At 72.8% G+C, this 21,266-nt stretch carries 20 protein-coding genes; 8 read left to right on the top strand and 12 right to left on the bottom strand.

Translation table 11 applies throughout. From position 1 onward, the window contains the following. Window positions 1-24: 24 nt before the first annotated feature. Complete coding sequence (locus tag BMX65_RS15000) at window positions 25-777, bottom strand: SDR family NAD(P)-dependent oxidoreductase (protein ID WP_075000934.1); 753 nt, start codon at window positions 775-777, stop codon at window positions 25-27. Between the two features lie 235 nt (window positions 778-1,012). Here BMX65_RS15000 and BMX65_RS14995 point away from each other — a divergent pair, with 235 nt between their 5' ends. Continuing rightward, complete coding sequence (locus tag BMX65_RS14995) at window positions 1,013-1,561, top strand: DoxX family protein (RefSeq protein WP_075000773.1); 549 nt, start codon at window positions 1,013-1,015, stop codon at window positions 1,559-1,561. Window positions 1,562-1,610: 49 nt separating this feature from the next. On the opposite strand, the gene BMX65_RS14990 is transcribed toward BMX65_RS14995, so the two are convergent. The 3 genes from BMX65_RS14990 to BMX65_RS14980 form a co-directional block, all read right to left on the bottom strand. Then, window positions 1,611-2,006 carry a hypothetical protein gene (locus BMX65_RS14990; RefSeq protein ID WP_143081847.1) on the bottom strand — a complete coding sequence of 132 codons (396 nt, stop codon included), beginning with the start codon at window positions 2,004-2,006 and terminating at the stop codon, window positions 1,611-1,613. A gap of 263 nt (window positions 2,007-2,269) precedes the next feature. After that, entirely contained in the window at window positions 2,270-3,625 is a 1,356-nt protein-coding gene (locus BMX65_RS14985) for a 6-phospho-beta-glucosidase (RefSeq protein WP_455569778.1), read from the bottom strand. A gap of 41 nt (window positions 3,626-3,666) precedes the next feature. After that, complete coding sequence (locus BMX65_RS14980) at window positions 3,667-4,419, bottom strand: DeoR/GlpR family DNA-binding transcription regulator (RefSeq protein WP_075000770.1); 753 nt, start codon at window positions 4,417-4,419, stop codon at window positions 3,667-3,669. A gap of 141 nt (window positions 4,420-4,560) precedes the next feature. Between BMX65_RS14980 and BMX65_RS14975 the strand changes: the two genes are divergently transcribed. The 5 genes from BMX65_RS14975 (at window position 4,561) to BMX65_RS14955 (ending at window position 9,837) form a co-directional block, all read left to right on the top strand. Then, window positions 4,561-5,667 (top strand): carbohydrate kinase family protein, encoded by a 1,107-nt coding sequence (locus BMX65_RS14975; protein WP_075000769.1) that lies wholly within the window; start codon window positions 4,561-4,563, stop codon window positions 5,665-5,667. A gap of 62 nt (window positions 5,668-5,729) precedes the next feature. After that, window positions 5,730-7,163, top strand: coding sequence for an ABC transporter substrate-binding protein (locus tag BMX65_RS14970; protein ID WP_177214272.1), 1,434 nt, complete (start codon window positions 5,730-5,732; stop codon window positions 7,161-7,163). After that, window positions 7,160-8,113, top strand: a complete 954-nt coding sequence (locus BMX65_RS14965; protein WP_239501983.1) for a carbohydrate ABC transporter permease — start codon at window positions 7,160-7,162, stop codon at window positions 8,111-8,113. Before BMX65_RS14970 ends, BMX65_RS14965 begins: the two co-directional genes overlap by 4 nt. Next, entirely contained in the window at window positions 8,110-8,934 is an 825-nt protein-coding gene (locus BMX65_RS14960) for a carbohydrate ABC transporter permease (protein ID WP_075000768.1), read from the top strand. Before BMX65_RS14965 ends, BMX65_RS14960 begins: the two co-directional genes overlap by 4 nt. Window positions 8,935-9,231: 297 nt before the next feature. Next, window positions 9,232-9,837, top strand: a complete 606-nt coding sequence (locus BMX65_RS14955; RefSeq protein ID WP_075000767.1) for a hypothetical protein — start codon at window positions 9,232-9,234, stop codon at window positions 9,835-9,837. 199 nt (window positions 9,838-10,036) lie between these two features. Here BMX65_RS14955 and BMX65_RS14950 read toward each other — a convergent pair whose 3' ends face one another. Genes BMX65_RS14950 through BMX65_RS14930 form a run of 5 tightly spaced genes read right to left on the bottom strand, consistent with a single transcriptional unit; the run spans window position 10,037 to window position 15,448 of the window. After that, window positions 10,037-11,596, bottom strand: coding sequence for a sodium:solute symporter family protein (locus BMX65_RS14950; RefSeq protein WP_075000766.1), 1,560 nt, complete (start codon window positions 11,594-11,596; stop codon window positions 10,037-10,039). Then, window positions 11,593-11,895, bottom strand: coding sequence for a DUF3311 domain-containing protein (locus BMX65_RS14945; RefSeq protein WP_075000765.1), 303 nt, complete (start codon window positions 11,893-11,895; stop codon window positions 11,593-11,595). The genes BMX65_RS14950 and BMX65_RS14945 overlap by 4 nt, the downstream gene beginning before the upstream one ends. Window positions 11,896-11,937: 42 nt before the next feature. After that, window positions 11,938-12,753: an SDR family NAD(P)-dependent oxidoreductase gene (locus BMX65_RS14940; protein ID WP_204357571.1), complete on the bottom strand. Its 816-nt coding sequence runs from the start codon at window positions 12,751-12,753 to the stop codon at window positions 11,938-11,940. Beyond that, window positions 12,750-14,201 carry an aldehyde dehydrogenase family protein gene (locus BMX65_RS14935; protein ID WP_079171899.1) on the bottom strand — a complete coding sequence of 484 codons (1,452 nt, stop codon included), beginning with the start codon at window positions 14,199-14,201 and terminating at the stop codon, window positions 12,750-12,752. The genes BMX65_RS14940 and BMX65_RS14935 overlap by 4 nt, the downstream gene beginning before the upstream one ends. Further along, a complete protein-coding gene (locus tag BMX65_RS14930; RefSeq protein WP_075000764.1) occupies window positions 14,198-15,448 on the bottom strand; it encodes a M20 family metallopeptidase in 1,251 nt (416 codons plus the stop codon). Before BMX65_RS14930 ends, BMX65_RS14935 begins: the two co-directional genes overlap by 4 nt. Before the next feature lie 219 nt (window positions 15,449-15,667). Here BMX65_RS14930 and BMX65_RS14925 point away from each other — a divergent pair, with 219 nt between their 5' ends. After that, window positions 15,668-16,468, top strand: a complete 801-nt coding sequence (locus BMX65_RS14925; protein WP_075000763.1) for a FadR/GntR family transcriptional regulator — start codon at window positions 15,668-15,670, stop codon at window positions 16,466-16,468. 72 nt (window positions 16,469-16,540) lie between these two features. On the opposite strand, the gene BMX65_RS14920 is transcribed toward BMX65_RS14925, so the two are convergent. After that, on the bottom strand, window positions 16,541-17,242 hold the full coding sequence (locus tag BMX65_RS14920) for a TetR/AcrR family transcriptional regulator (protein WP_075000762.1): 702 nt from the start codon (window positions 17,240-17,242) through the stop codon (window positions 16,541-16,543). Window positions 17,243-17,386: 144 nt separating this feature from the next. After that, window positions 17,387-18,346: an NAD-dependent epimerase/dehydratase family protein gene (locus tag BMX65_RS14915; RefSeq protein WP_075000761.1), complete on the bottom strand. Its 960-nt coding sequence runs from the start codon at window positions 18,344-18,346 to the stop codon at window positions 17,387-17,389. Window positions 18,347-18,557: 211 nt separating this feature from the next. On the opposite strand from BMX65_RS14915, the gene BMX65_RS14910 reads away from it, so the two are divergent. Beyond that, window positions 18,558-19,679, top strand: a complete 1,122-nt coding sequence (locus tag BMX65_RS14910) for a hypothetical protein (protein ID WP_075000760.1) — start codon at window positions 18,558-18,560, stop codon at window positions 19,677-19,679. Window positions 19,680-20,018: 339 nt separating this feature from the next. Here BMX65_RS14910 and BMX65_RS14905 read toward each other — a convergent pair whose 3' ends face one another. Further along, complete coding sequence (locus tag BMX65_RS14905; RefSeq protein WP_075000759.1) at window positions 20,019-21,221, bottom strand: FAD-dependent monooxygenase; 1,203 nt, start codon at window positions 21,219-21,221, stop codon at window positions 20,019-20,021. Window positions 21,222-21,266 lie beyond the last annotated feature (45 nt).

Below are 21,266 nucleotides of genomic sequence, written 5' to 3'. Positions count from 1 at the left end.
CGCAGCCGGTGCACGGCGGCGGCGTCACTGCGCCGCGTACCCGCCGTCCACCAGGTGGTAGCTGCCCTGGACGAAGGAGGCCCGGTCGGAGAGCAGGAACGCCGTCAGCTCCGCGACCTCCTCCGCGGTGCCCAGGCGGCCTTGCGGATGCAGCGAGACGAGGCGCTCGCGCATCGGGTTGTCCGTCTCGCGCAGCAGCGGCGTGTCGATGAAGCCGGGGCCGACGGCGTTGATCCGCACGCCCTTGTCGGCGTATTCGAGGGCCGCCGTCTTGGTCAGGCCCACCACGCCGTGCTTGGCGGCCACATAGGCGGGGCTGCCCGCGAAGCCGTTGGTGCCCAGAATGGAGGCCATGTTGACGACGGCCCCGCGGCCCGCGGCGGCCATGACCGGAAGCTGGTACCGCAGCCCGTAGAAGACACCGCTGAGATCGGTGGCGATGACGCGGTCCCAGGCGGTGATCTCGTACTCGCCGGTGGGCATCGAGGGGCCGCCCACGCCCGCGTTGTTCACCACCAGGTCGAGCGCGCCGAAGGTCCCGGTCGTGAACCGCACGGCCTCGCGCGCCGAATCCGGGTCGGTCACATCGACGACCAGCGCCTCGGCGGTCGCACCCGCGGTCTCCAACTCGCCTGCCGCGAGCTGCGCCCCGTCCTCGTCGTGGTCCGCGACGACCACCCGGGCGCCCTCCCGCGCGAGCCGGCGGGCCACGGCCAGCCCGATCCCGGAGGCGGCTCCGGTGACCAGCGCGGCCCTGCCCTCGAACTCGCCGCTCATCCGCACGACCTCCTGCTCGGTGCCCGTTGACGTCACCCTCCGCTCCGGCGCGGCGGACCGCACCGCCTCCGCCGCCGTCCGGGTGAGCGGCAGCACGCCCCGGTACCGCCGGGCCGGGCGTGCCGTGCACCGGACGGCTGGCTCCGGGTTGCGGGGCGGCCGGGAGGCGCGTGCCATGGCGGTGACGGCACCGCCGCCACCTGCTCCGGCCCGCCCGCGCACCCGAGGACCCCGTATGACGCCACTGCAACTGGTCTCCCGCCCGCTTCTCGGTGTGTTCTTCGTCAACGCGGGAGTGGGGACGCTGAGCCGGCCCGACCCGCCGGCCGAACTGGCGGCGCCCTTCCTGGAGCGGCTGCGCCAGAAGGTTCCGCTGCCGGGCGACGACGTGACGCTGGTACGGGTGAATGCCGCCGTCCAGGTGGTGGCGGGCGCCCTGCTGGCCACCGGGCGCGTGCCGCGGGCGGCGGCGCTGGCGCTGGCCGGGTCGCTGCTGCCCACGACCCTGGCCGGGCACCCGTTCTGGGAGCAGGACGATCCCGGGCAGCGGGCAGCCCACCGGATCCACTTCGGCAAGAACACCGCCATCGTGGGCGGCCTGCTGGCCGTCGTGAGCGACGTCGACCACCAGGCGCGTGCCCGTGCGCTGCGGGCCCGCGCCAAGAAGCACCGAGCGCAGCACTGCCCCGCGCACTCCCGCCACGCGGCGGCCGGACGCCCCTCGGGCACCGCACGCGCGGCGCGCTGCCACTCGGGCGGTGGCCGCGCGGCCCGCTCCGGGTAGCGTCCCGCCGACCGGCGGCCCGGTCGTCGGCCGCCGGTCGGCGGATCCCTCAGGAGCCCTTGAGCGTGTACTTGCAGCCCTGCGAGCTCTCGCCGCCGGCGTTCTTGTCGACGGTCTTGCCGTCGACCTCCAGGACGCAGGCCGGGAAGACGAAACTGCCGTCCGCGCCCTTGACGGCCTGCGGGGTGACGTAGAGCTGCACGCCGTTCTCCAGCTCGGCTCCTTCGAGCGTGACCTGGTCCTCGTGCTTCCAGGGCAGCGTCGCCGTCTCGAAGTGGCTGTCGCCGGCCGCCCAGCCGATCTGCGAGGAGCCCGAGCCCTCCACCCGCAGGGTGACCTGGTGGGTCTCCGGCGGGCCCCACGACTGCTTCTGTTCCCCCTTGGCCGCGGCGCCGCCGCCGTCCGCCTCCCCGCCGTCCGAGCCCCCGCCACAGCCCGTCACCAACGCGCACACCATGACTAAGGTCGCTCCCGCGACTGTCCCGCGCACCTTCTGCTCCTCTGTGTCGACGGCTGAACATCCCCCGGACCCCGAGCCGTGAGCCTAGTGGGCCGGGAGCTGTTCGGTGGGTGGAACAGAAGAGGAGAGACTGCGGCGGACCCGGGAACGGGCCGAACCGGTGATGCCGGGGTGCCGCCGGGGTGCCGCCGGGTTGTCGGCTCACCCGTCCGCGGGGCAGCCCCGCCCGCCCCGCGGACCGGATCCGCTCACCCCGCGGAGTCCTCCCGGGCCTCCAGCGGGCGCGCCGTCTCCAGCACGCGCTCGGCCGCGTGCACGGAGTCGACCAGCGGGTGGAGGGCCAGGGCGCGGAGCGCGGCGCGGTGCGAGCCGCGGGTCGCGGCCTCGACGGTGGCGCGTTCGACGGCCTTGAGCTGGAGCATCAGCCCCAACTGGTCGTCGGCGACCGGTCCGGTGGCCAGCGGGCGGGCACCCCCGGAGTCGACCAGGCACGGCACCTCGACCACGGCGTCGGCGTCGAGGCCGGGCACGGCGCCGCGGTTGCGGACGTTGAGGATCAGCGTGGTGCGCCTGTTCCGCGCGATGGCCCGCATCAGGGCCAGCGCGACCCGGTCGTAGCCGCCGCCGTCCAGGTCGCAGCTCTCGCGCTGCCAACCGCCGGACGCCTCGCGGCTCTCGGCCATGTAGGTCTCCTCGCGTTCGCGGCGCGTCTCCTCCCAGGACCGGAAGGCGCCCTCGCCGCCGCCGGAGAGCTCGGCGTAGAAGCTCTCCTGCTGCCGGGCGAGGAACTCTCCCCGGGTGGCGTCCGCCGCGCGGATCGCGGTGAGGGCCTCCCGGTGGTGGTAGTAGTAGTGCAGGTACTCGTTGGGCAGCGCGCCCAGGGCCTGCAGCCACGCGGTGCCGAAGAGCTTGCCCTCCTCGAACGACTCCAGCGCCGGGGCGTTCTCCAGCAGCGCGGGCAGCCGGTCGGTGCCGTCGACCACGATGCGGCGCAGCCAGCCGAGGTGGTTGAGGCCCACGTAGTCGAAGTCGGCGCGGTCGGGGTCGGCACCGGCGGCCCGCGCGGCGCGGCGGCAGAGCCCGACGGGGGAGTCGCAGATGCCGATGACGCGGTCGCCCAGCACCCGGCTCATCGCCTCGGTGACCATGCCCGCCGGGTTGGTGAAGTTGATGACCCACGCCTGCGGGGCGAGCGCGGCCACCCGTTCGGCGATGCGGGTGGCCACCGGGACCGTGCGCAGTCCGTAGAGCACCCCGCCCGCGCCGACGGTCTCCTGGCCCAGCAGCCCTTCGGCCAGCGGGTGCTGTTCGTCCCGCACCCGTCCGGCGAGGCCGCCGACACGGATGGCGCTGAAGACGAAGTCGGCGCCGCGCAGGGCCTCGTCGAGGTCGGTCGTGGTGCGCACGGCGGGTGCCGGCCCCGGATGCCCGGCCGCCTGCTCGGCCAGCACGGCGCCGATGGCACGCAGCCGGCCGGGGTCGGTGTCGTGGAGGACGAGTTCGGTGCACCGCCCGGCCGCATCGGGGTCCTGCGCGTCGTCCAGCAGCGCGCGGTGGACCAGCGGGACCCGGAATCCGCCCCCGCCGAGCACGGTGAGCCGCAGGCCGGCGGCGCCGGTGGGGTCCGGCGCTGCTGTCATTCCCGTCATACCTCTACTACCTCCACTTCGGCCTCGCGGAACGCGGCGAGGGTGGCCGGATCGGACTCCCGGCCGGTGATCAGCATGTCGATGTCGCCTGCCTGGCAGACGCGGGCGCTGCCGGTGCCGGGGAACTTGCGCGGGGTGGCCAGCAGCACGGCCTGGCGGGCCGAGCCCAGCATGGCCCGTTTGACGGGGACCTCGACCTCGGTGGTGTCCAGTACCCGGCCGTCGGCCAGTACCCCGCTGGTGCCGAGGAAGACCCGGTCCGCGTAGATCTCGCGGAGCGCGGCCCGGGTGATCTGGCCGACCAGCGAACGGTAGTTGCGCCGGACCTCGCCGCCCAGCAGCACGAGTGTCACCTCCGGGTCGGAGCGCAGCTCCTCGTAGACGGCGAGGTTGGAGGTGACGACGGTGATCTTCCGGCCGTGCAGCAGCCGGGCGAGCTGCAGGGTGGTGGTGCCGATGTCGAGCAGCACCGTCTCCCCGTTGCTGATCAGCTCCGCGGCGCCCGCGGCGACGGCTTCCTTGGCGGGGAGGTCGTCCACCTCCTCCTCGGCGAAGGGGCGTTCGACCGGTTCCCGGGCGATGGCGCCGCCGTACACCCGCCGCAGCCGGCCGGATTCGGAGAGGTCGGACACGTCCCGGCGCGCCGTGGCCTCGCTGACCTGGAGCCGCCGGGCGATCTCGACGACGGGCAGCACCCCCTCCTCGCGGAGGATCCGCAGCAGCTTCTCGTGCCGGGTTTCGCGCAACATGCGCAGCACCCTAGCGCGACTGAGCGTCTTTGCGCGACTGTGACTGACCTATTGCATTCTGCCGGAGGTGAGTGCATGGTGTCGCTCAAATCAGTTACGTAAACGCTGAGTTTTGGCCATAGCTGAGAGGGGCGAGGGGCCTTGAGTACCACTGGGAGTGCCCAACCGGCACCGACCGGGAGCTGGTTGGACCCGCTGGCCGGCCTCCGCACGGAGGAGGGCCCGCAGACCGATGTGTTCCTCACCGGCACGGTCTTCCTCGACATCGTCCTCACCGGCCTCGACCACGCCCCCGTGCGCGGCACCGAGACCTGGGCCGGCGGCATGGGGTCCAGCCCGGGCGGAGTCGCCAACATGGCGACCGCGCTGCGCAGGCTCGGACTGCGTACCGCACTGGCCGCGGCCTTCGGCGACGACATGTACGGCGACTACTGCTGGGAGGCGCTCTCCGAGAGCGAGGGCATCGACCTGACCCCCTCGCACCGCGCCAAGGGCTGGCACTCCCCGGTCACCGTCTCCATGGCCTACGAGGGCGAACGCACCATGGTCAGCCACGGCCACGAGGCGCCCAAGCCGTGCGTCAGCGTCGCCGCCCGCCCGGCGTCCCGGGCCTGCGTCACCTCGCTGTCGCCGGGCCGGGTGGGGGACTGGGTGCGGCGGGCCCACGGCGAGGGCAGCCTGATCTTCGCCGACACCGGCTGGGACGAGACCGGCGCCTGGGACCCGGACACCCTGGCCGACCTGTCGCTGTGCCACGCGTTCCTGCCCAACGCCACCGAAGCCCTGCACTACACCCGCACCGACACCCCGGAGGCGGCCGTGCGCACGCTGGCCGAGCTGGTGCCCGTCGCGGTGGTCACCAAGGGCCCCGGCGGCGCGGTGGCCGTCGACGGGACCACCGGCGAGTACGCCGACGTGCCCGCGCTGAGCGTCGAGGCGCTCGACCCCACCGGCGCCGGGGACGTGTTCATGGCCGGCTTCACCACCGGGACCCTGGCCGGCTGGCCGCTGGCCGACCGGCTGGCGTTCGCCAACCTGACCGCCGCACTGTCCGTCCAGCACTTCGGCGGCTCCCTCTCGGCACCGGGGTGGAGCGAGGTCGCGGCCTGGTGGCAGTACGCGCGGCGGATCGGCGGCCAGAGCCAGGAGGTGATGCGGCGCTACGCCTTCCTGGACGACCTGCTCCCCGGCGGCAACGGCGAATGGCCGCTGCTGCGCGCCACCCCCACCATCGGCTTCCGCTCGTGAACCGGAACGGCACGGGCCCGCGCGGCCGCAACCGCGCGCAGCACCAAGGAGGGCGTACGACGATGACCCCGCACCGGCACCACGGACGAGGACGGCTGCGCCGGCCCCGCACCGCCCTCGGGACGCTGGCCGCCCTGCTGCTGGCCGCCGCCTGCGTACCCGGCACCGACGGGTCGGGAGCGGCGGGTACCGGTGGCGCCGCGGTGACCGCGACACCCGACCCGGGCAAGGCCGGGAAGGTCACCCTCACGGTGTGGGACCAGCAGACCCGCGGCGGCACCAACGCCGAGATCGAGCGCCTCAACGAGGAGTTCGAGAAGAAGTACCCCAACGTCACCATCAAGCGGGTGGCCCGCAGCTTCAACGATCTGAAGAAGACCCTCAAGCTCGCCCTGAGCGGCGACAACCCGCCCGACGTCGTCCAGGCCAACCAGGGCTACGCGGACATGGTCGCCTTCGCCCGCGCCGGGATGCTCACCCCGCTGGACAGCTACGCGGGCCTCTACAGCTGGAACACCCGCTTCCCGCAGACGCTGCTCAACCTCAACCGGGTGGCCCCCGACGGCAAGCGGTTCGGCACCGGTCAGCTGTACGGGATCTCGCAGGAGGGCGAGTACATCGGCGTCTACTACAACAAGAAGGTGCTCCGGAAGGCGGACCTCGAGCCGCCGAGGACCTGGCAGGACCTCACCGCCGCACTGCCGAAGCTCAAGCAGGCCGGCGAGCTGCCGGTGCAGTTCGGCAACCTCGACAAATACCCCGCCATCCACACCTTCGGCGTCCTCCAGGGACAGGCTGCCGGGAGCGCCGAGCCGGTGCGCGAGACGGTCTTCGGCCGGGGCGGCGGCTTCGACACCGACGCCACCCGCACCGCTGCCCGCACCCTCGCCGGCTGGGCGAAGCAGGGCTACGTCCCCAAGGGCGCCAACGGCAAGGGGTACGACGACGCGGCCAAGCAGTTCGCCGACGGCAAGGGCGCCTTCCTGATCACCGGCACCTGGCAACTCGCCGACCTGCGCGAGCCCATGGGCGACGACCTCGGCTTCATGCCACCGCCGCCGGCAGCCGGGAAGCAGCCGGTCACCACCGGAGGCGAGGGACTGCCGTGGTCCATCACCTCCAAATCCGACCATCCCCAGGTCGCCGCCGCCTACCTCGACTTCCTCACCGACGCACACGCCGCGAAGGTGATGACCGAGGAGGGCGTGCTGCCCGTGGTCCCCGGCCAGGCCGCCGAGCAGCTCGACCCGGACTCCCCGAACGGCCAGATGGTCGCCGGCTGGGAGAAGCTGAACGCCGCCGACGGGCTGGTGCCCTACCTCGACTACACCACCCCCACCTTCTACGACACGCTCTCCGCCGACCTCCAGGGCGTCCTCAGCGGCGACCTCGGCCCGGACGAGTTCGCCGAGCGGACGCAGAAGGAATACGCGGAATTCCGCGCCCAGCAGCAGTCCGACGACGGGGACGACGGGGACGGCGGTGACGCACAATGAGCGCCCTCACCGGCCGGGAGACCGGTGCCCGGCGCGCCGCCGCGGCGCCGGGCACCCGCAGGGCCCGCCACCGTCGGCGGGCGCCCGGCGAGCCGAGAGCCGTGGGCTATCTGTACGTCCTGCCCGCCCTCGCGGTGTTCGGGGTGTTCCTGCTCTGGCCGCTCGCCCAGACCGGCTGGCTGTCGCTGCTGCACTGGGACGGGTTGACCCGTGCGAGCTGGGCAGGGCTGGACAACTACCAGGACCTGCTCACCGACCCCGAACTGCGCGTCCCCTTCGCCCACGCCGCGGTGCTGCTGCTCTTCTACGCCGCGCTTCCGGTGGCCGTCGGACTGCTGCTGACGGCGGCACTGACCCGCTTCCGGATCCGCGGCATGACCTTCTTCCGCACCGTGCTGTTCCTGCCGCAGGTGCTGGCGATGGTCGTGGTCGGCGTCGCCTGGCGTGCCGTGCTGGCACCCGACGGGCTGCTCAACGACACGCTCGGAGCACTGGGCCTGAGCGGGCTGGCCCGGTCCTGGCTCGGCGACGACACCTGGGCGCTGCCCGCCGTCGGCACCATCGGCACCTGGGTGGAGACCGGGCTGTGTCTGGTGCTCTTCCTCGCCGGGGCCCAGCGCATACCGCGGGAACTGTACGAAGCGGCCCGGATCGACGGCGCCGGACCGGTACGGGAGTTCCTCACCGTCACCCTGCCCGGGCTGCGCGCCGAGGTGGCCGTCGCACTCACGCTGACCCTGGTGGCGGCGCTGCGCAACTTCGACCTGATCTACATCACCACCAGTGGGGGACCGGGCAACGCCACCTCCGTGCCCTCCTACGAGGTCTACCGCCGCGCCTTCGAGAGCGGCGAGGTCGGCTCGGCCTCGGCCATGGGCATCACTCTCACCGCCGTGATCTTCGCGCTGACCATGGTGGTCACCAGGTTCGTGGAGGGCCGGAGCCGATGAACACTTCCCGCACCGAACGCGGCGTCACCTACGGCATCCTCGCCCTGTTCGCGCTGATCGCGCTGACCCCCGTCGCCGGAATCCTCTCCACGGCGCTGGCCCGCCAGGACTCGCTGAAGACCGGCTTCGCCCTGCCGGACGGCCTCAACTGGCACAACTTCGCCGACGCCTGGACCCGCGGCCACTTCGGCAGCTACCTGTTCAACTCCGTCCTGGTGGCCGTCGCCGTGGTGGCCGCCACCACCGTGCTGGCCACACTCGCCGCCTACGCCTTCGGCACCATGCGCTTCCCCGGCTCCGAGGTGCTGTTCTACCTCTTCGTCGTGGGGCTCACCCTGCCGCAGGAGGCGGTGATCGTCCCGCTCTACTTCGACCTGCGGCACTGGGGCCTGACCGACACCTACTGGGGGCTGATCCTGCCGCAGACCGCGCAGTCCCTGGCCTTCGGCGTCTTCTGGATGCGGACCTACTTCCGCAACACACCGCGCTCGCTGCTGGAGGCCGCGCGGATCGACGGCGCCACCCACTGGTCGACCCTGACCCGCATCCTGGTCCCCATGGGACGGCCCGCCTTCTCCACGCTGACCGTCATCGTGTTCATGTGGACGTGGAACGAATTCCTCATGGCCCTGGTGATGGTGAGCGACGAGGCACACCGCACGGTGCCGCTGGGGCTCGCCTTCTTCCAGGGGCAGCACTCCTCGGACACCGCGCTGCTGGCCGCCGCGGCAACCCTGATCGCGCTGCCCGTCGTCGCGGTCTACCTGCTGCTGCAGCGCCGCTTCATCCAGGGGATGCTGACAGGCTCCGCGAAGGAGTAGCCCTGGTCGGCCACCGCCGGCACGGGCAGCAGGCGGCCGGAGCGGCACTCCCCGCGATCGGACAATCGCATACGGGTACGATCTTCGACCATGACCGCGCCTCCGCCGCCCCAGCCGTACCCGCAGCAGCCACAGCCCGGCCCGTACGTGCCGCCCGGGGGTACTCCCTACGGGCCCGCGCCGCAGCTTCCGTACGGCAGCCTTCGCGCCCACCCCGCCCACCCGGTACACCCGGGGGGCGGAGGCTGGGGCGGGCCACCGTCTCCGCCGCCGAAGAGCCGTGGAGGATGGAAGGCGGTGGGTGTCGTGCTCGCGGTCATCGGCGGGCTGGCCGCTTTCTCGTTGCTCAACGCGGCGCGCCAGCACAGCGGTTCGAACTCCGCGGGGGGCGGTTCGGGCACCGGTTACCACGTGTCCCTGCCGCGGTCCGCCGACGGCGGGCGGCTCAGCCTCGAGGAGGATCTCAGCGACAAGCCCGACTACCGCAATCCGGACCTCGACCCGGGGGACAGCCAGTACGTGGGCTGGTACGCGTCCGAGTCCGGGGCCGAGCGCTACCTCTTCATGGGCTACAACTCCACCGCCGCCGAGGACGGCAGTTCCGCCGCCAAGATGCTCGACGGTGCGGTGGCGGCCGCGGACACCGACACCCCGCCGAAGCGCCACCATCTCACCCCGGCCGGTTCCGGAGAGTCGTTGACGTGCCTCGTCCTGCCCCGCGCCGAGGGCGGGGAAGGTGCGGTCATCCCCGTCTGCGCCTGGGACGACAGGGGCTCCGCCGCCACGGTCAGCGACGGCGGCGAGAGCGCGGCCGAGGCCGACCAGCCGGCGGACTACGACATCGAGGGCTTCGCCGAGAAGGTGGACCGGATCCGCCGGGACCTCCGCAAGCCGGCCGAGTGACGACCGGGGAGGCGGCAAGGAGTACCGCGTCGCCTCGCCGCAGGGACCCCACAGGTCGACGGACGGCCCGGTCGGCCCGGCGGCCGGCCCACCGGTCCGCCGCTGCCCGGACAGGGCCCGGACACCTTGCCTTCAAGCGTGCGGGCGGCCACCGGCGCGGCCTTCGCGGTGGCGGTCCAAGTCCCGCGCCGGATCACGTTCACACCGTCTCTCCCCGGTCCGACGGGTTCTGCCCGGGCTGTTGGTGCGGGCCGGGCGGCCGTGCGCTCGTGGAAGTCGGCGGCCGGGCGTAGGTGAGGGCGGCGGCCACCAGCAGGTTGGCCGTCAGGCCCAGGAGCCCGCCGTTGATCCCGTGCCAGGGGTCGTTGTCCGTCCACCACAGCAGCAGCACCACGCCGAGGCCCACCAGCGTGCCCGCGACTCCCGCCGCCGCGGTCAGCCGCCGCCAGAACAGTGCGAGCAGGGCCAGCGGTACCAGTTGGGCCAGCCCCTCGTAGGAGAGGACCGACAGCTGCACCAGGGTGTTCGGGAAGAAGAGCGCGCCCAGCAGGGCCACGAGCCCGGCCAGGAAGCACACCAGTTGGGACAGCCGCTTGATCCGCACGTCCTGTGCACTGCCCGGCGCGTCGTCCCTCGTGCCCGCCGCCCGGTTCCGGTGGGCGCGGCTGCGCGGGTCGGAGCCGTTGCCGCCGCCGAGCAGGGTGCGCCCGCACAGGGTGCCGATCGCCAGCATGAACACGCTCATCGGCACGATGGCCGACAGCGCCCCGGCCACGCCGATCACCGCGACGACCGGCGCCGGAAGCGAGTCGGTCACCAGCCGGAACAGCGCCAGGTCCGGGTTGTCGAGCGTGGGAAGCGCGAACAGCGCCACGGCGCCGACCATCATCGGGATGAACAGCAGCAACTGGTACCAGGGCAGCAGCAGGGCGTTGCGGCGCAGCGCGTTCGGGCTCTTGGCGCTGAGGTAACCGGCGACGGTGGTGGGGAAGATGGAGATCGTCACCGCGTTGAGCAGCAGGGTGGAGACGAACCAGGTCCCGTTCAGCCCGCCGGACTCATGTCCCGGGAACGTCAGCCACTCCGGCTTCTCCTGCACCATCCGCGTCATGAAGTCGCCGTATCCGTCCAGGTAGTGCAGCGGTACCCACACCGCGAGGAAGACCACCGCCAGGATGACGAGCACGTCCTTGAGCACGCTCACCCACGCGGACCCGCGCAGCCCCGAGACCAGGATGAACGCCTCCGCGACGACGAAGGAGACCACGGCGGCGACATGCAGATCGACGCTGCCGTAGGTCATGGCGTTCACCACCACGCCCATGCCCTGGATCTGCACCTGCACATAGGGGACGAGGAAGACGGTCGCGGTGACCGCCACCAGTATTCCCACGGGCCGGGAGCGGAAGCGGTGTTCGGCCATGTCGGCTATGGACAGCAGCCGGTGCCGGCTCGCGTACGTCCACAGCGCCGGGCCCACGACGTACGCCACGGCGAAGCCGGTGGTCAGATAGGCGACCAGATAGAGGATCGGCACCCCGAACGAGTAGGACCAGCCGGCCGTGCCCAGGAAGGAGAAGCTGGTGTAGGTCTCGCCGGCCATCAGCAGCCAGATGAACAGCACGCCCAGGCCGCGGCTGGAGACCGACCACTCGGCCATCCCCTTGTCCCGCCCCCGGGCGCTGAGCACCCCGATGGCGAGGGTCGCGGCCATGGCGAGGCCGAAGAGCGTCGTGGCGGTCGCGGCTGATCCGCTCATCGCGGGTGCCCTCCCTCGTCGTCGACCGGCAGGGGCTCGGCCGCACCCTCGGCGAAGGCCGGGTCGAGCCGTGAGACCGCCCAGATCACCAGGGGGCTGACCACCGTGGCCGCGACGATCCAGAACAGCAGGAAGGGGAGCCCCGCCACGCGGGGTTCGATGCGGTTCGCCACCAGCGGGGCGGCGCAGTAGAGCACGGCGGGGATCAGCAGCAGCCACAGCGCCGGGCGCCTGGCTCCGGTTCGGGGGAGGCCCGCGAGGGGGTCCTCCTCTTCGGGGACGGGGTGGTGCTCGGACATGGCGGAGTGCTCCTCGGTGGACGGCTGGTAACGGCACGGGGGTCACACTGCCGGGTCGTACCGTCCGTCGACGGCGGTCCAGCCGCCGTCCACGGTCAGCACGCTGCCGGTCACGAACGTGGCGGCGTCCGAGAGCAGATAGACCACAGCGCCCGCGATCTCGTCGGCCCGCGCCCAGCGCTGCAGCGCGGAGGCCCGCGCATAGGCGTCGAACCACTCGGCGTCGGCGGCGATCTGGTCGGTCAGCGGGGTGCGCACCACGCCGGGCGCCACCGCGTTGAACCGCACACCCTGCGGGCCCCACTCCGCGGCCGCCGTCCGCAGCAGTTGGACCAGGCCCGCCTTGGAGGCCGCGTACACCCCCTGGCCGGGCTCCACCTGGAAGGCCCGCATGGAGGCGAGGGAGACGACCGAGCCGGCGCCGCGTTCGGCCATCGCCGGGGCACAGGCCCGCACCAGCGAGAAGTGGGCCCGCAGATTGAGCGCGACCACCCGCTCGAAGTCGGCCACCGTGTAGTCGGCGATCCGCTTGCGGACGTTGACGCCGACCGTCACCACGAGCCCGTCCAGCGGGCCCCATGCGGCCGCGGCCCGGGTCAGCGCCTCCTCGTCCAGTACGTCGAGCGGATACGGGCGGGCGCCGGAACCGGCCAGCCGCACGGTCTCCTCGGCTCCGGCCTCGTCCCGGTCGGCCACCACGACATCGGCGCCGTGCGCCACCAGGGCGCGTACCGCCTCCCGGCCGATGCCGCTCGCGCCGCCGACCACGGCGATCCGCCGTCCGTCGAGCCGGAACAGCCGCCCGTAGTCCACCGCGTCCGCCTCGGCACCCGGGCCGCTCTCCGGGCGGGCGCTCACGGCCTGATCACCGCCATCTTCGTCACTGTCAGCTCCTCGATCGCGAACCGCGGGCCCTCACGCCCGATGCCGGAGTCCTTGACGCCGCCGTAGGGCGCCACGTCGCAGCGGTATCCGGGCACCTCGTTGATCACCACGCCGCCGACGTCCAGTTCGTCCAGCGCGCGGAAGGCGACATCGAGACGGCGGGTGAAGACCGCGGCGTGCAGCCCGTAGCGGCTCGCGTCGACCGCCGCGAAGGCCGCGTCCAGGTCCGGAACCGACCGCAGGCAGACGACAGGGCCGAAGATCTCCTCGTCCCAGGCGGGCTGACCGTCCGGCACCCCGGCCAGCAGCGCCGGAGTCAGACAGCGGCCCACCCGCTCGCCGCCCGCGACCAGCCGCGCTCCCGCCTCGCGGGCGTCCTCCAGCCACGCCAGCACCCGCTCCGTCGCGGCCTCGTCGATCAGCGCGGCCACCCGGGTGCCCTCCGCGCGTGGGTCGCCGACCGGTACGGTCGCCAGCCGTGCCGCGATCCGCCGTTCCAGTTCGGCCGCCACCGGGGCTTCGGCGATCACCCGCTGGACCGCGATGCACGCCTGCCCGGAGGCGTAGTAGCCGCCGCGCACCACCGCGTCGGCCGCCGCGTCGAGATCGGCGTCCGCCGCCACGACCAGCGCGGCGTTGGAGCCGAGTTCGAGCACCACCTTGCGGGGCGCCGCGTCCTTCGCGATGCGGTGGCCGACCGCCGCCGACCCGGTGAAGGAGACCGCGGCGACGGCCTCGTGCGTGGTCAGCGCGCGCCCCACGGCCGCATCGCCGGTGACCAGTTGCACCGTGCCCGCCGGGGCGCCCTCGGCCACCAGCAGCTCGCGCACCAGGTTCACCAGCCACAGCGTGGCCAGCGGGGTCGCCGGTGCCGGTTTGACGATCACCGGGCAGCCGGCCGCCAGTGCGGGCGCGATCTTGTGGGTGGCCAGCATCATCGGGTAGTTGAACCCGGCGATCCCGACGACCACCCCGACCGGCCGCCGCGTCCAGAAGCCGGTCATCCCGTCTCCGGACGGCAGCCCGTCCAGCGGCACCGTCTCGCCGTGGATGTGCACCACCTCGTCGGCCGCCGCCCGCCAGGTGGCGACGGCGCGGACCACCTCCGTACGGCAGTCGGCCCGCGGCTTGCCCGTCTCCAGGACCAGTAGGTCCTCCATGCCCTGCGCGACCGCTTCGAGCGCGTCGGCCACCCGGCCGAGCACGGCCCGGCGGGTCCGGGTGGGCAGCGCGGCGGCCTCGCGGCGCAGCGCGGCCGCGTGCCCGACGGCCTGCCGGGCCTGGCCGACGGAGCCGACCGGGGCCTGTGCCACCGGGCTTCCGTCGTAGGGGAACGTCACGACCTGCTGGTCCGCGGTGGCCACCCAGCTCTCGCCGATCGGCAGCCCGTCGGGGAACTCCTCGGCCTGCCACAGCGTCACGCCGCCGCACCTCCTTCCGGCGCGGGCGTGGTGGAGCCGGTGAGGAAGTGGTGGGCGGCCCCGGCGTAGACGCGGGCGTACTCGCCGATCTCGCGCACCTCCACGAACTCGTCCTTCTGGTGCGCGATCCACTTGCCGCCCGGGCCGTAGACCACGGTGGGCAGTCCGGCGTCCCGGGTGAGGATGGTGCCGTCGGTGGTTCCCGGCACCGCGCCGAACGCGGGCGCGCTGCCGTGCACCCGGGTGTGGGCGGCCACCAACCCCTGCACCACGGGATGGTCCTCGGGTGTCTCGACCGCGGGCCGGTCGTCCACGACGGTCTGCCGCACGGCCACCCCGAAGGGCTCCGCCGCCTGCTCCGCCGTCGTGCGGATCCGCTCGATCAGCTCCGCGTGGTCGGTGCCGGGGATCGTCCGTACATCCACCCCGACCATGCCGTGCGCCGGGATGACGTTGAGCTGGTCCGGGTCGCCGCCCAGCAGCACGGTCGGCGTGACGGTCACCGAACCGGCGTGCGGGTGGCGGCCGAAGCGCACGGCGGCCCACTCCCGTACCGTGCCGAGCGCCTCGACGATCCGGGCCCCGGCCTCGATCGGGCTGCGGCCCTCCTGGGGCATCGCCCCGTGCGCCATCACGCCCGTCAGGTCCAGGCGCAGCCGGATGCCGCCGCGGGCCGAGGTGCACACCTCGTACCCCTCCGGTTCGCAGACGACGACCCCGTCCACCTCGCCGGCCGCCGGGGAGGCCGCGAACGCCTTGGCGCCGAGCATCATGCCCTCCTCGTCGGCCATGACGCCCAGCACGATCCGCCCAGGGAAGGGGCCCGCCTGCTGAAGGGCCCGAACCCCGTAGATCATCGCCGCCACACCGGACTTCATGTCGGCCGTACCGCGGCCCCACATCCGGCCGTCGCGGATCTCGGCGCCGTAGGGGTCCACGCTCCAGTCGGCGGGATCGCCCTCGGTCACGACGTCGGTATGCCCCTCGAACATCAGCGTGGGCCCCTGGCCCCCGCCGCCCTCGACGGTCGCGACCACATTCGGGCGGCCCGGGGCCACCTCCGTGACGGTGTGCTCCCAGCCGAACCGGGTGAACAGTGCGGCGACCAGGTCGGCGGCCGGTCTCTCGACGGCCTCGGCGCCCTCGGAGTTGACGGTGCGCAGCCGCACCAGTTCCTGGGTGAAGGCGACGGCCGCCTCGGTGTCGAGCAGGGAATCCCACGGCTGTTCGCCGGGACCGGAATGCATGGACCCTCCAAGTCCCTGTCCCCGCCGCCCGATCCCGTCCGCCGGGACCAGGCGACTGGTCAGACCAGTTGATCGTCCGTACTCTGCTCGGGTGTCCCGGTTCCGGTCAAGGGGGCGGCCGGGACGGCACAGGATCAGCACACGTGGCTGTGCAAGCAGCCCGCAAGCAGCCCGCCACGAGCGCGTCGAGAGCTCGCAGGAGCGTCAGAAAGGGTGCCGATGTCGGTCGATCCCCCTGGTCGGACCGGATTCCAGCCGGTGCGCCCGGTGCGCGCCTACCAGCGCGTCGCCGAGCAGATCGAGGAGCGCATCCTCGCCGGGCACCTGCCGCCCGGCTCCCGGCTGCCCGCGGAGCGCGAACTGGTGCGCCAGTTCGAGGTGGGCCGCTCCACCATCCGCGAAGCGCTGCGGGTCCTCCAGTCCGCGGGCCTGATCCGCTCGCGGCCCGGCGATCCGCTGGGCGCCGAGGTGCTGGGCGTCTCGCCCGACACCCTCAGCCACGCCCTCGGGCGGCTGGCCCGGTCCCATCTGTCCGGACCCGCCGAACTGATCCAGTTCCGGATGGTGCTGGACGCGGAGAGCTACCGCCTCGCGGCGCGGCTGCACACCGACGACGACCTGCGGCGGCTGACGGAACTGGTGGACCGGATGGCGGACTGCGCGCAGGCCGCCGGCAGCGGGAACACGCCGCCCGACACGCACACCTTCAGCCAGGCGGACGCCGGATTCCACCGGGTCGTCGCCGAGGCCAGCGGCAACGCGCTGCTCGCCCTGTGCGCCCGTGCCGTCCACGACGCCGTCGTGGACGCCATCGAGAGCACGCTGCAGCACGCGCGGGACGAAGGGGGCGCGGCCGACCGGATGCACCGCTCGACCCGCCACCACCGGCTCGTCGTCGAGGCCCTCGGCAGCCGGGACGGAGCCCGCGCCGCGCGCCTGGGCCGCCAGGCGCTCTTCGACAGCTACAGCCCGCACATGTCGCCGCAAGACCTCACCCGGCTGCGCGCGGCGCTGGACTGAGCGGTCCGGCCGAATCGAGCGCAGCGACCGGTGCGGTGACACGGGAGCAGTGCGGGAAGGGTCTCTCGGCGGTCAGGGCAGCTGGAAGGTGTCGGCCAGGATCGCCGTCTGGATGTCGAGCATGGTCGCGGGGTCGTGTCCCATGCCGTCGAACTGGCCGGTGATCTCCAGGCTGACCGTGCCGTGCATCTGGGGCCAGGTCATCACGGCCCCGGTCAGCGCGACGTCCGCGACGGTGCCGGTCTGCCCCGTCCACTGCTCGACCCAGGCCGCCACCTCGGGTTCCTCGCGCAACCAGGTCCGAAGCTGCGCTACGAGCGGGTCCACGCGGACCAGTGGCCGGCCCTGGGCGAAGACGGACAGGAAGGGCCCCAGGACGGAGCGTGCCTTCAGTACGGTGTCGGTCGGAGCGGTGAAGCCCGCCACCGGGGTGCCCTGAATGAGCAGGTACAGATGCGGCTGCGCCACGGCCCACTCCCGGTAGGCGTGAGTCAGGGCGTGCAGAGCGGCCCGCCCACCGTCTTCGGTGTCCACGGCGTGGACGGCTGCGGCCGCGCCCTCGTAGGCGTCGAGGACCAGCTCCGCCAGCAGGTCGTCACGGCTGGCGAAGTAGCGGTAGAGCGCCGGGCCGGACAGCCCGATCTCCTTCGCGATCCGTAGGAGCGCCACGCCCTCGATGCCCCCGGCCGCGAGCTGTCGTACGGCCACGTCCTTGATCTCCGAGCGGGTCTGCTCCCGGTACCGCGCACGCGGGCTGTTCGCACGGACTGTCATGCCCTGCCTCCTGTCATGCACCGCCTCCTGCGCCGGCCGCGCGGGGCCGAAGCGTATGCGTCACTGTATCGCTGATGAGACAGGGCAAAGCCCTCTCCCGGTCACCGGGGGAGAGGGCCGCCGAATGTGCAGGGGATCCGTTGGTCAGCTCTTCGTTCGGGCGGCGAGGAAGTCCCGGTACCACGCCAGGGTCTCTCTCAAGGTGGTCTCGATCGGAGTGGGTTCGACGTCGAACTCCTGCTGGAAGGCGCTGGAGTCCATGATCTGTGGCTCGGTGTGCTGGTAGAACAGCTCGGCGTAGGAGTTCATGAACGTTTCGTCGAACGGCCCGAAGGGGCGCGCCTCGTTCATCGTGACGGTCCGGAGCGGGTGGCCCACCAGCTCGCCCAGCGCGGTGAAGATCTCGCGGGTCGTGCGGGCGGGGGCGGTGGGCAGGTGCCAGGCCCGGCCGTCACCTGAGGGGTTCTCGCCGAGTACGGCCAGGCCCCGGGCCACGTCGAGGATGTTGGTGTAGCTGTGCTCGAGATCGATGTCACCGAGCGCCAGGACCTCGCCGTCCGTGAGCGCGGCCGGGAAGACGGCCCCGCCCAGCGTGGAATTCAGCACTCGGGGTCCGACGAAGTCCGCCGAGCGGCCCAGCACGACCTTCGCCCGGCCTTCTTTGTGTGCGGTCAGGTAGTTCTCGTCCAGCGCGGCCCGCATCCGGCCCTTGGCCGTGGCTGCCCGCCACGGGGTGGCCTCCGTCATGACCTCGCCGTGCGTCTCGCCGTAGGGGTACAGCGTGTCCAGGACCACCAGCCGTGCACCGGTGCGCGCCACCGCGCCCAGGACCGCCTCCTGAATGCCGGGCAGGACGTCGACCTGGAGGTGGTAGGCGACGTTGACGCAGTGGTGGACCACGTCCGCGCCCTCGATCGTGGCGAGCGCTCCGTCCACCGTGCTGACATCCCCCTTGAGGCGCTCGACGCCCCCCAGCGGCTCACCGGAGCCGGCGCGGTCGACCAGCCGGACAGCGTGTCCGCGGCGCGCGAGTTCCAGTGCGAGGGAGGTCCCTGCGGGACCGGCCCCCAGAACGGTGTGGAGCGAGCCTGTTGCTGCGGTCATGACGCGGTCCCTTCGGCGGAGAGGGCCGTGCAGCCCTTCTCGGTGATTGGCAGACACTGGAGTTATAGCATGTAACTTCATTGATTGGCTATCGCACCCATGGTGCCCCGGGCGGCTGCCGCGGTGCGCGGTCTCGCGCAGCGGGTGGAAAACACGGTGGCCGGTCTGCCTCCGAGCTGCGACGATGTCCCTGTTTCGGTGCGGAGGACGGTTGTTCGTTTTCGTGTGTGCCGGCTGTGGAGCCAGGCTGACCATCCCGCTGTCCCAGGTCATGCTGCCGGTCCATGCGCATCAGCGGTACGGGAACGGGGTGCAGCTCCCGGTGCTCATGGAGTCGGGCACGTGCGCCGTGGACCCGGAGCCCTGGGGACCACCGTGGCGGAGGTGGGAGGAGATCCATCCGGACGAAGCCGCCGCCCGCGGTGTCCACGCGCCGGTCCACGCCCTCTCCGACGGCTCGCCAGGCGCCATCGTCATCGCACCAGGCGACGCCATCGGCACGCTGCTGACCCCGGAGAACCGCGGAGGGGGCTACTGCTGCGGCGTCGACGGTGCCGACGGCCCCAACGTGACCTGCATGGAGTGCGCCCTGCCCGTGGCGAGCCGGATCGACGACTGCTCGCTCTGGCAGGCGATGTGGCTCGAACCGAACGCCGTACGCCGCCTTCCCGTCGCCGGCGCCGACGCCGTGCCGCTCTCCTGGCCGGAGCTGATGGCGGAGGGGAAGGCCACGCCCCCGTTCGAGCCCATCGCCGCATGGGGATCACGGACGGCGGTGGGCCACTGGTCGAACTACTCGTGGTCGTGGAGCCCGCAGTGGGAGGCGGCGGCCGGCCATGCGCTCGCCCACCTGCTGGCGGCATCGGGGGGCCACCCCGTGATCGTCCCGGACGGCTTGGTCGGGCAGGTCTTCCAGCGCGCACTCGATGCCCTGCTGCCCACAGGTCCGCAGGCGCGGCGCGCCGGCCTGGCCGGACCGGGACTGCCGGCTCCCGGCCCAGATGTCTCCATCCTTCTCGTGCCGTCCCATCCTCAGACGGGGAGGACCTGGACCTCAGCCGATCCGGCACCGCACCTGGTGCCGCTGCCATTCGGAGTGTGGCTGCGGCTGGCCTTCCCCGGGCCGGACCTGTCCGTTCCCGCTCCGGGCGCCCTCCCCGTCGGCGTACTCCGCGACGACTTCGACCCGCCCGCACCGCACCCCCGTCACCTGTTCCGAGCCGACCCGGCAGTGCTCCGGCACACCCTGGTCCGGCTGCCGACCGTCCGAAGCCCGTGGCTGCGAGAGATCCTCGAGAACCTCACGGGCCACATGCGCAGCGGCCTCTTCTAGCCGACTGGCACGAAGCCGTGGTCACTCTCCGGGACTGCCACGATCTTTCGGACACGCTCCCGGACGCCGATGTCTCCCCAAGTGGTGAACATCTGCTACCTCTTCTCGCGAACAGAGCCAACTGCCCGACCCCGCCCCGCTTCCTGCGGCGGCTTCCAGCCGAAGACCCTGCCTCGCGAGCAGGGCCAGCGCTCAGGGCCCGGCCTGAGCTGACCCGGAGCGGTGAGTCCCTGGGCACGGCAGAGCTGCGCGGCCTGCCCCTCGATCGGGGAGGCACGACTGGCGCGGCCGACCCGCCGTCGGAGGCGGGGCGGCCGGCCCGGGCGGCGAGGCCGTCCGTCAGTAGTCGCGCAGCGCGAAGCCGTCCGTGACGGCGTAGTAGTCGTCACTCAGGTTCAGCACCTCGGAGGCGTCCTTCGGAGCCTCGGCCGCCTCCTGCGCGGTGCCGTACTCCCCGCTCCCGGCCGACCGGTGCGCCAGCGCCTGGTTGGCGGTGACCCAGTCGCGCAACTCGCGCTCGTACGCCGTGAAGGCCGCCCGGTGGTCGCCGTCTGCGGCCTTCAGCTCCCCTGCCAGTACATACGCGCCGACCAACGCCATGCTGGTGCCCTGCCCGGAGGAGGGCGAGCCGCAGTATCCTGCGTCGCCCAGCAGCACCACCCGGCCGCTGGACCAGGCGTCCAGATGGACCTGGGCGCCGCCGTCGAAGTGGAAGTCGGGCGCCTCCCACATGTACTCCAGCAGGCGGGGCATCTCCCAGCCCACGTGCGCGTAGCGTTCGGCGATCAGCCGCTTCTGGGCCTGCGGGTCACGCAGCTCCCGGTCCGTGCGGTCCACCCCGCCCAGCCCGACGTAGACGCGCAGTTCGGCGTTCTTGCGCACGCTCATCGCCAGACAGCCCGACGCGTCCGGGTCCCCGGTCAGGTAGGCGAGCTGCCAGCGGTCCAGGTCCAGCACGTTCGGGGCCGTCCAGACGCCCAGATGCCCGGCGAGGGGGCGCAGGTGGCGCTCCTCCGGGCCGAAGACCAGGGAGCGGGTGTGCGAGTGGACGCCGTCCGCGCCGACGACGATGTCGAAAGCGCGCTCGCGGCCACCGGCGAAGCGCACCCGGATCTCCTCCGGGCGCTCGTCGAGCGCGGCTATCGAGTCGTCGAAGAGGTACTCGACGCCGGAGCCGCCGGCCCCCACCAGGATGCGGGCGAGGTCGTCGCGGAGGATCTCGACGTCGTCGCGGTCCAGCCGGCCGCCGCTGGCGGTGGCCTCGGTGGTGCTGTACGTCTCGTTGCCGTCCGCGTCCAGCACGGACATGCCGCGCAGGTCGGTCGCGTGCTCCCGCAGTTCGTCCAGGACGCCCATCCGCGCGGCCGCCTCGATCGCGGTACCGCGGACGTCGATCGCCTGGCCGCCGGGGCGCAGCCCGGGAGCGCGTTCGACGACGGTGACGTGGAAGCCGTAGCGGTTCAGCCAGTAGGCCAGCGCGGGCCCTGCCACGCTCGCACCGGAGATCAGGACGCGCTTGCCTGCCGGGGTGTCGGATGCCATGGGGTTCTCCTTCCGTACCGGGCCCGGGAGTTCCTCCTCCCGGCG

This window comes from Streptomyces qinglanensis, from assembly GCF_900111245.1.
In the GTDB taxonomy this organism is placed as follows: domain Bacteria; phylum Actinomycetota; class Actinomycetes; order Streptomycetales; family Streptomycetaceae; genus Streptomyces; species Streptomyces qinglanensis.
Note: the sequence above shows the minus strand (reverse complement) of the source record. Positions and strands in the feature narration are given on the sequence as shown.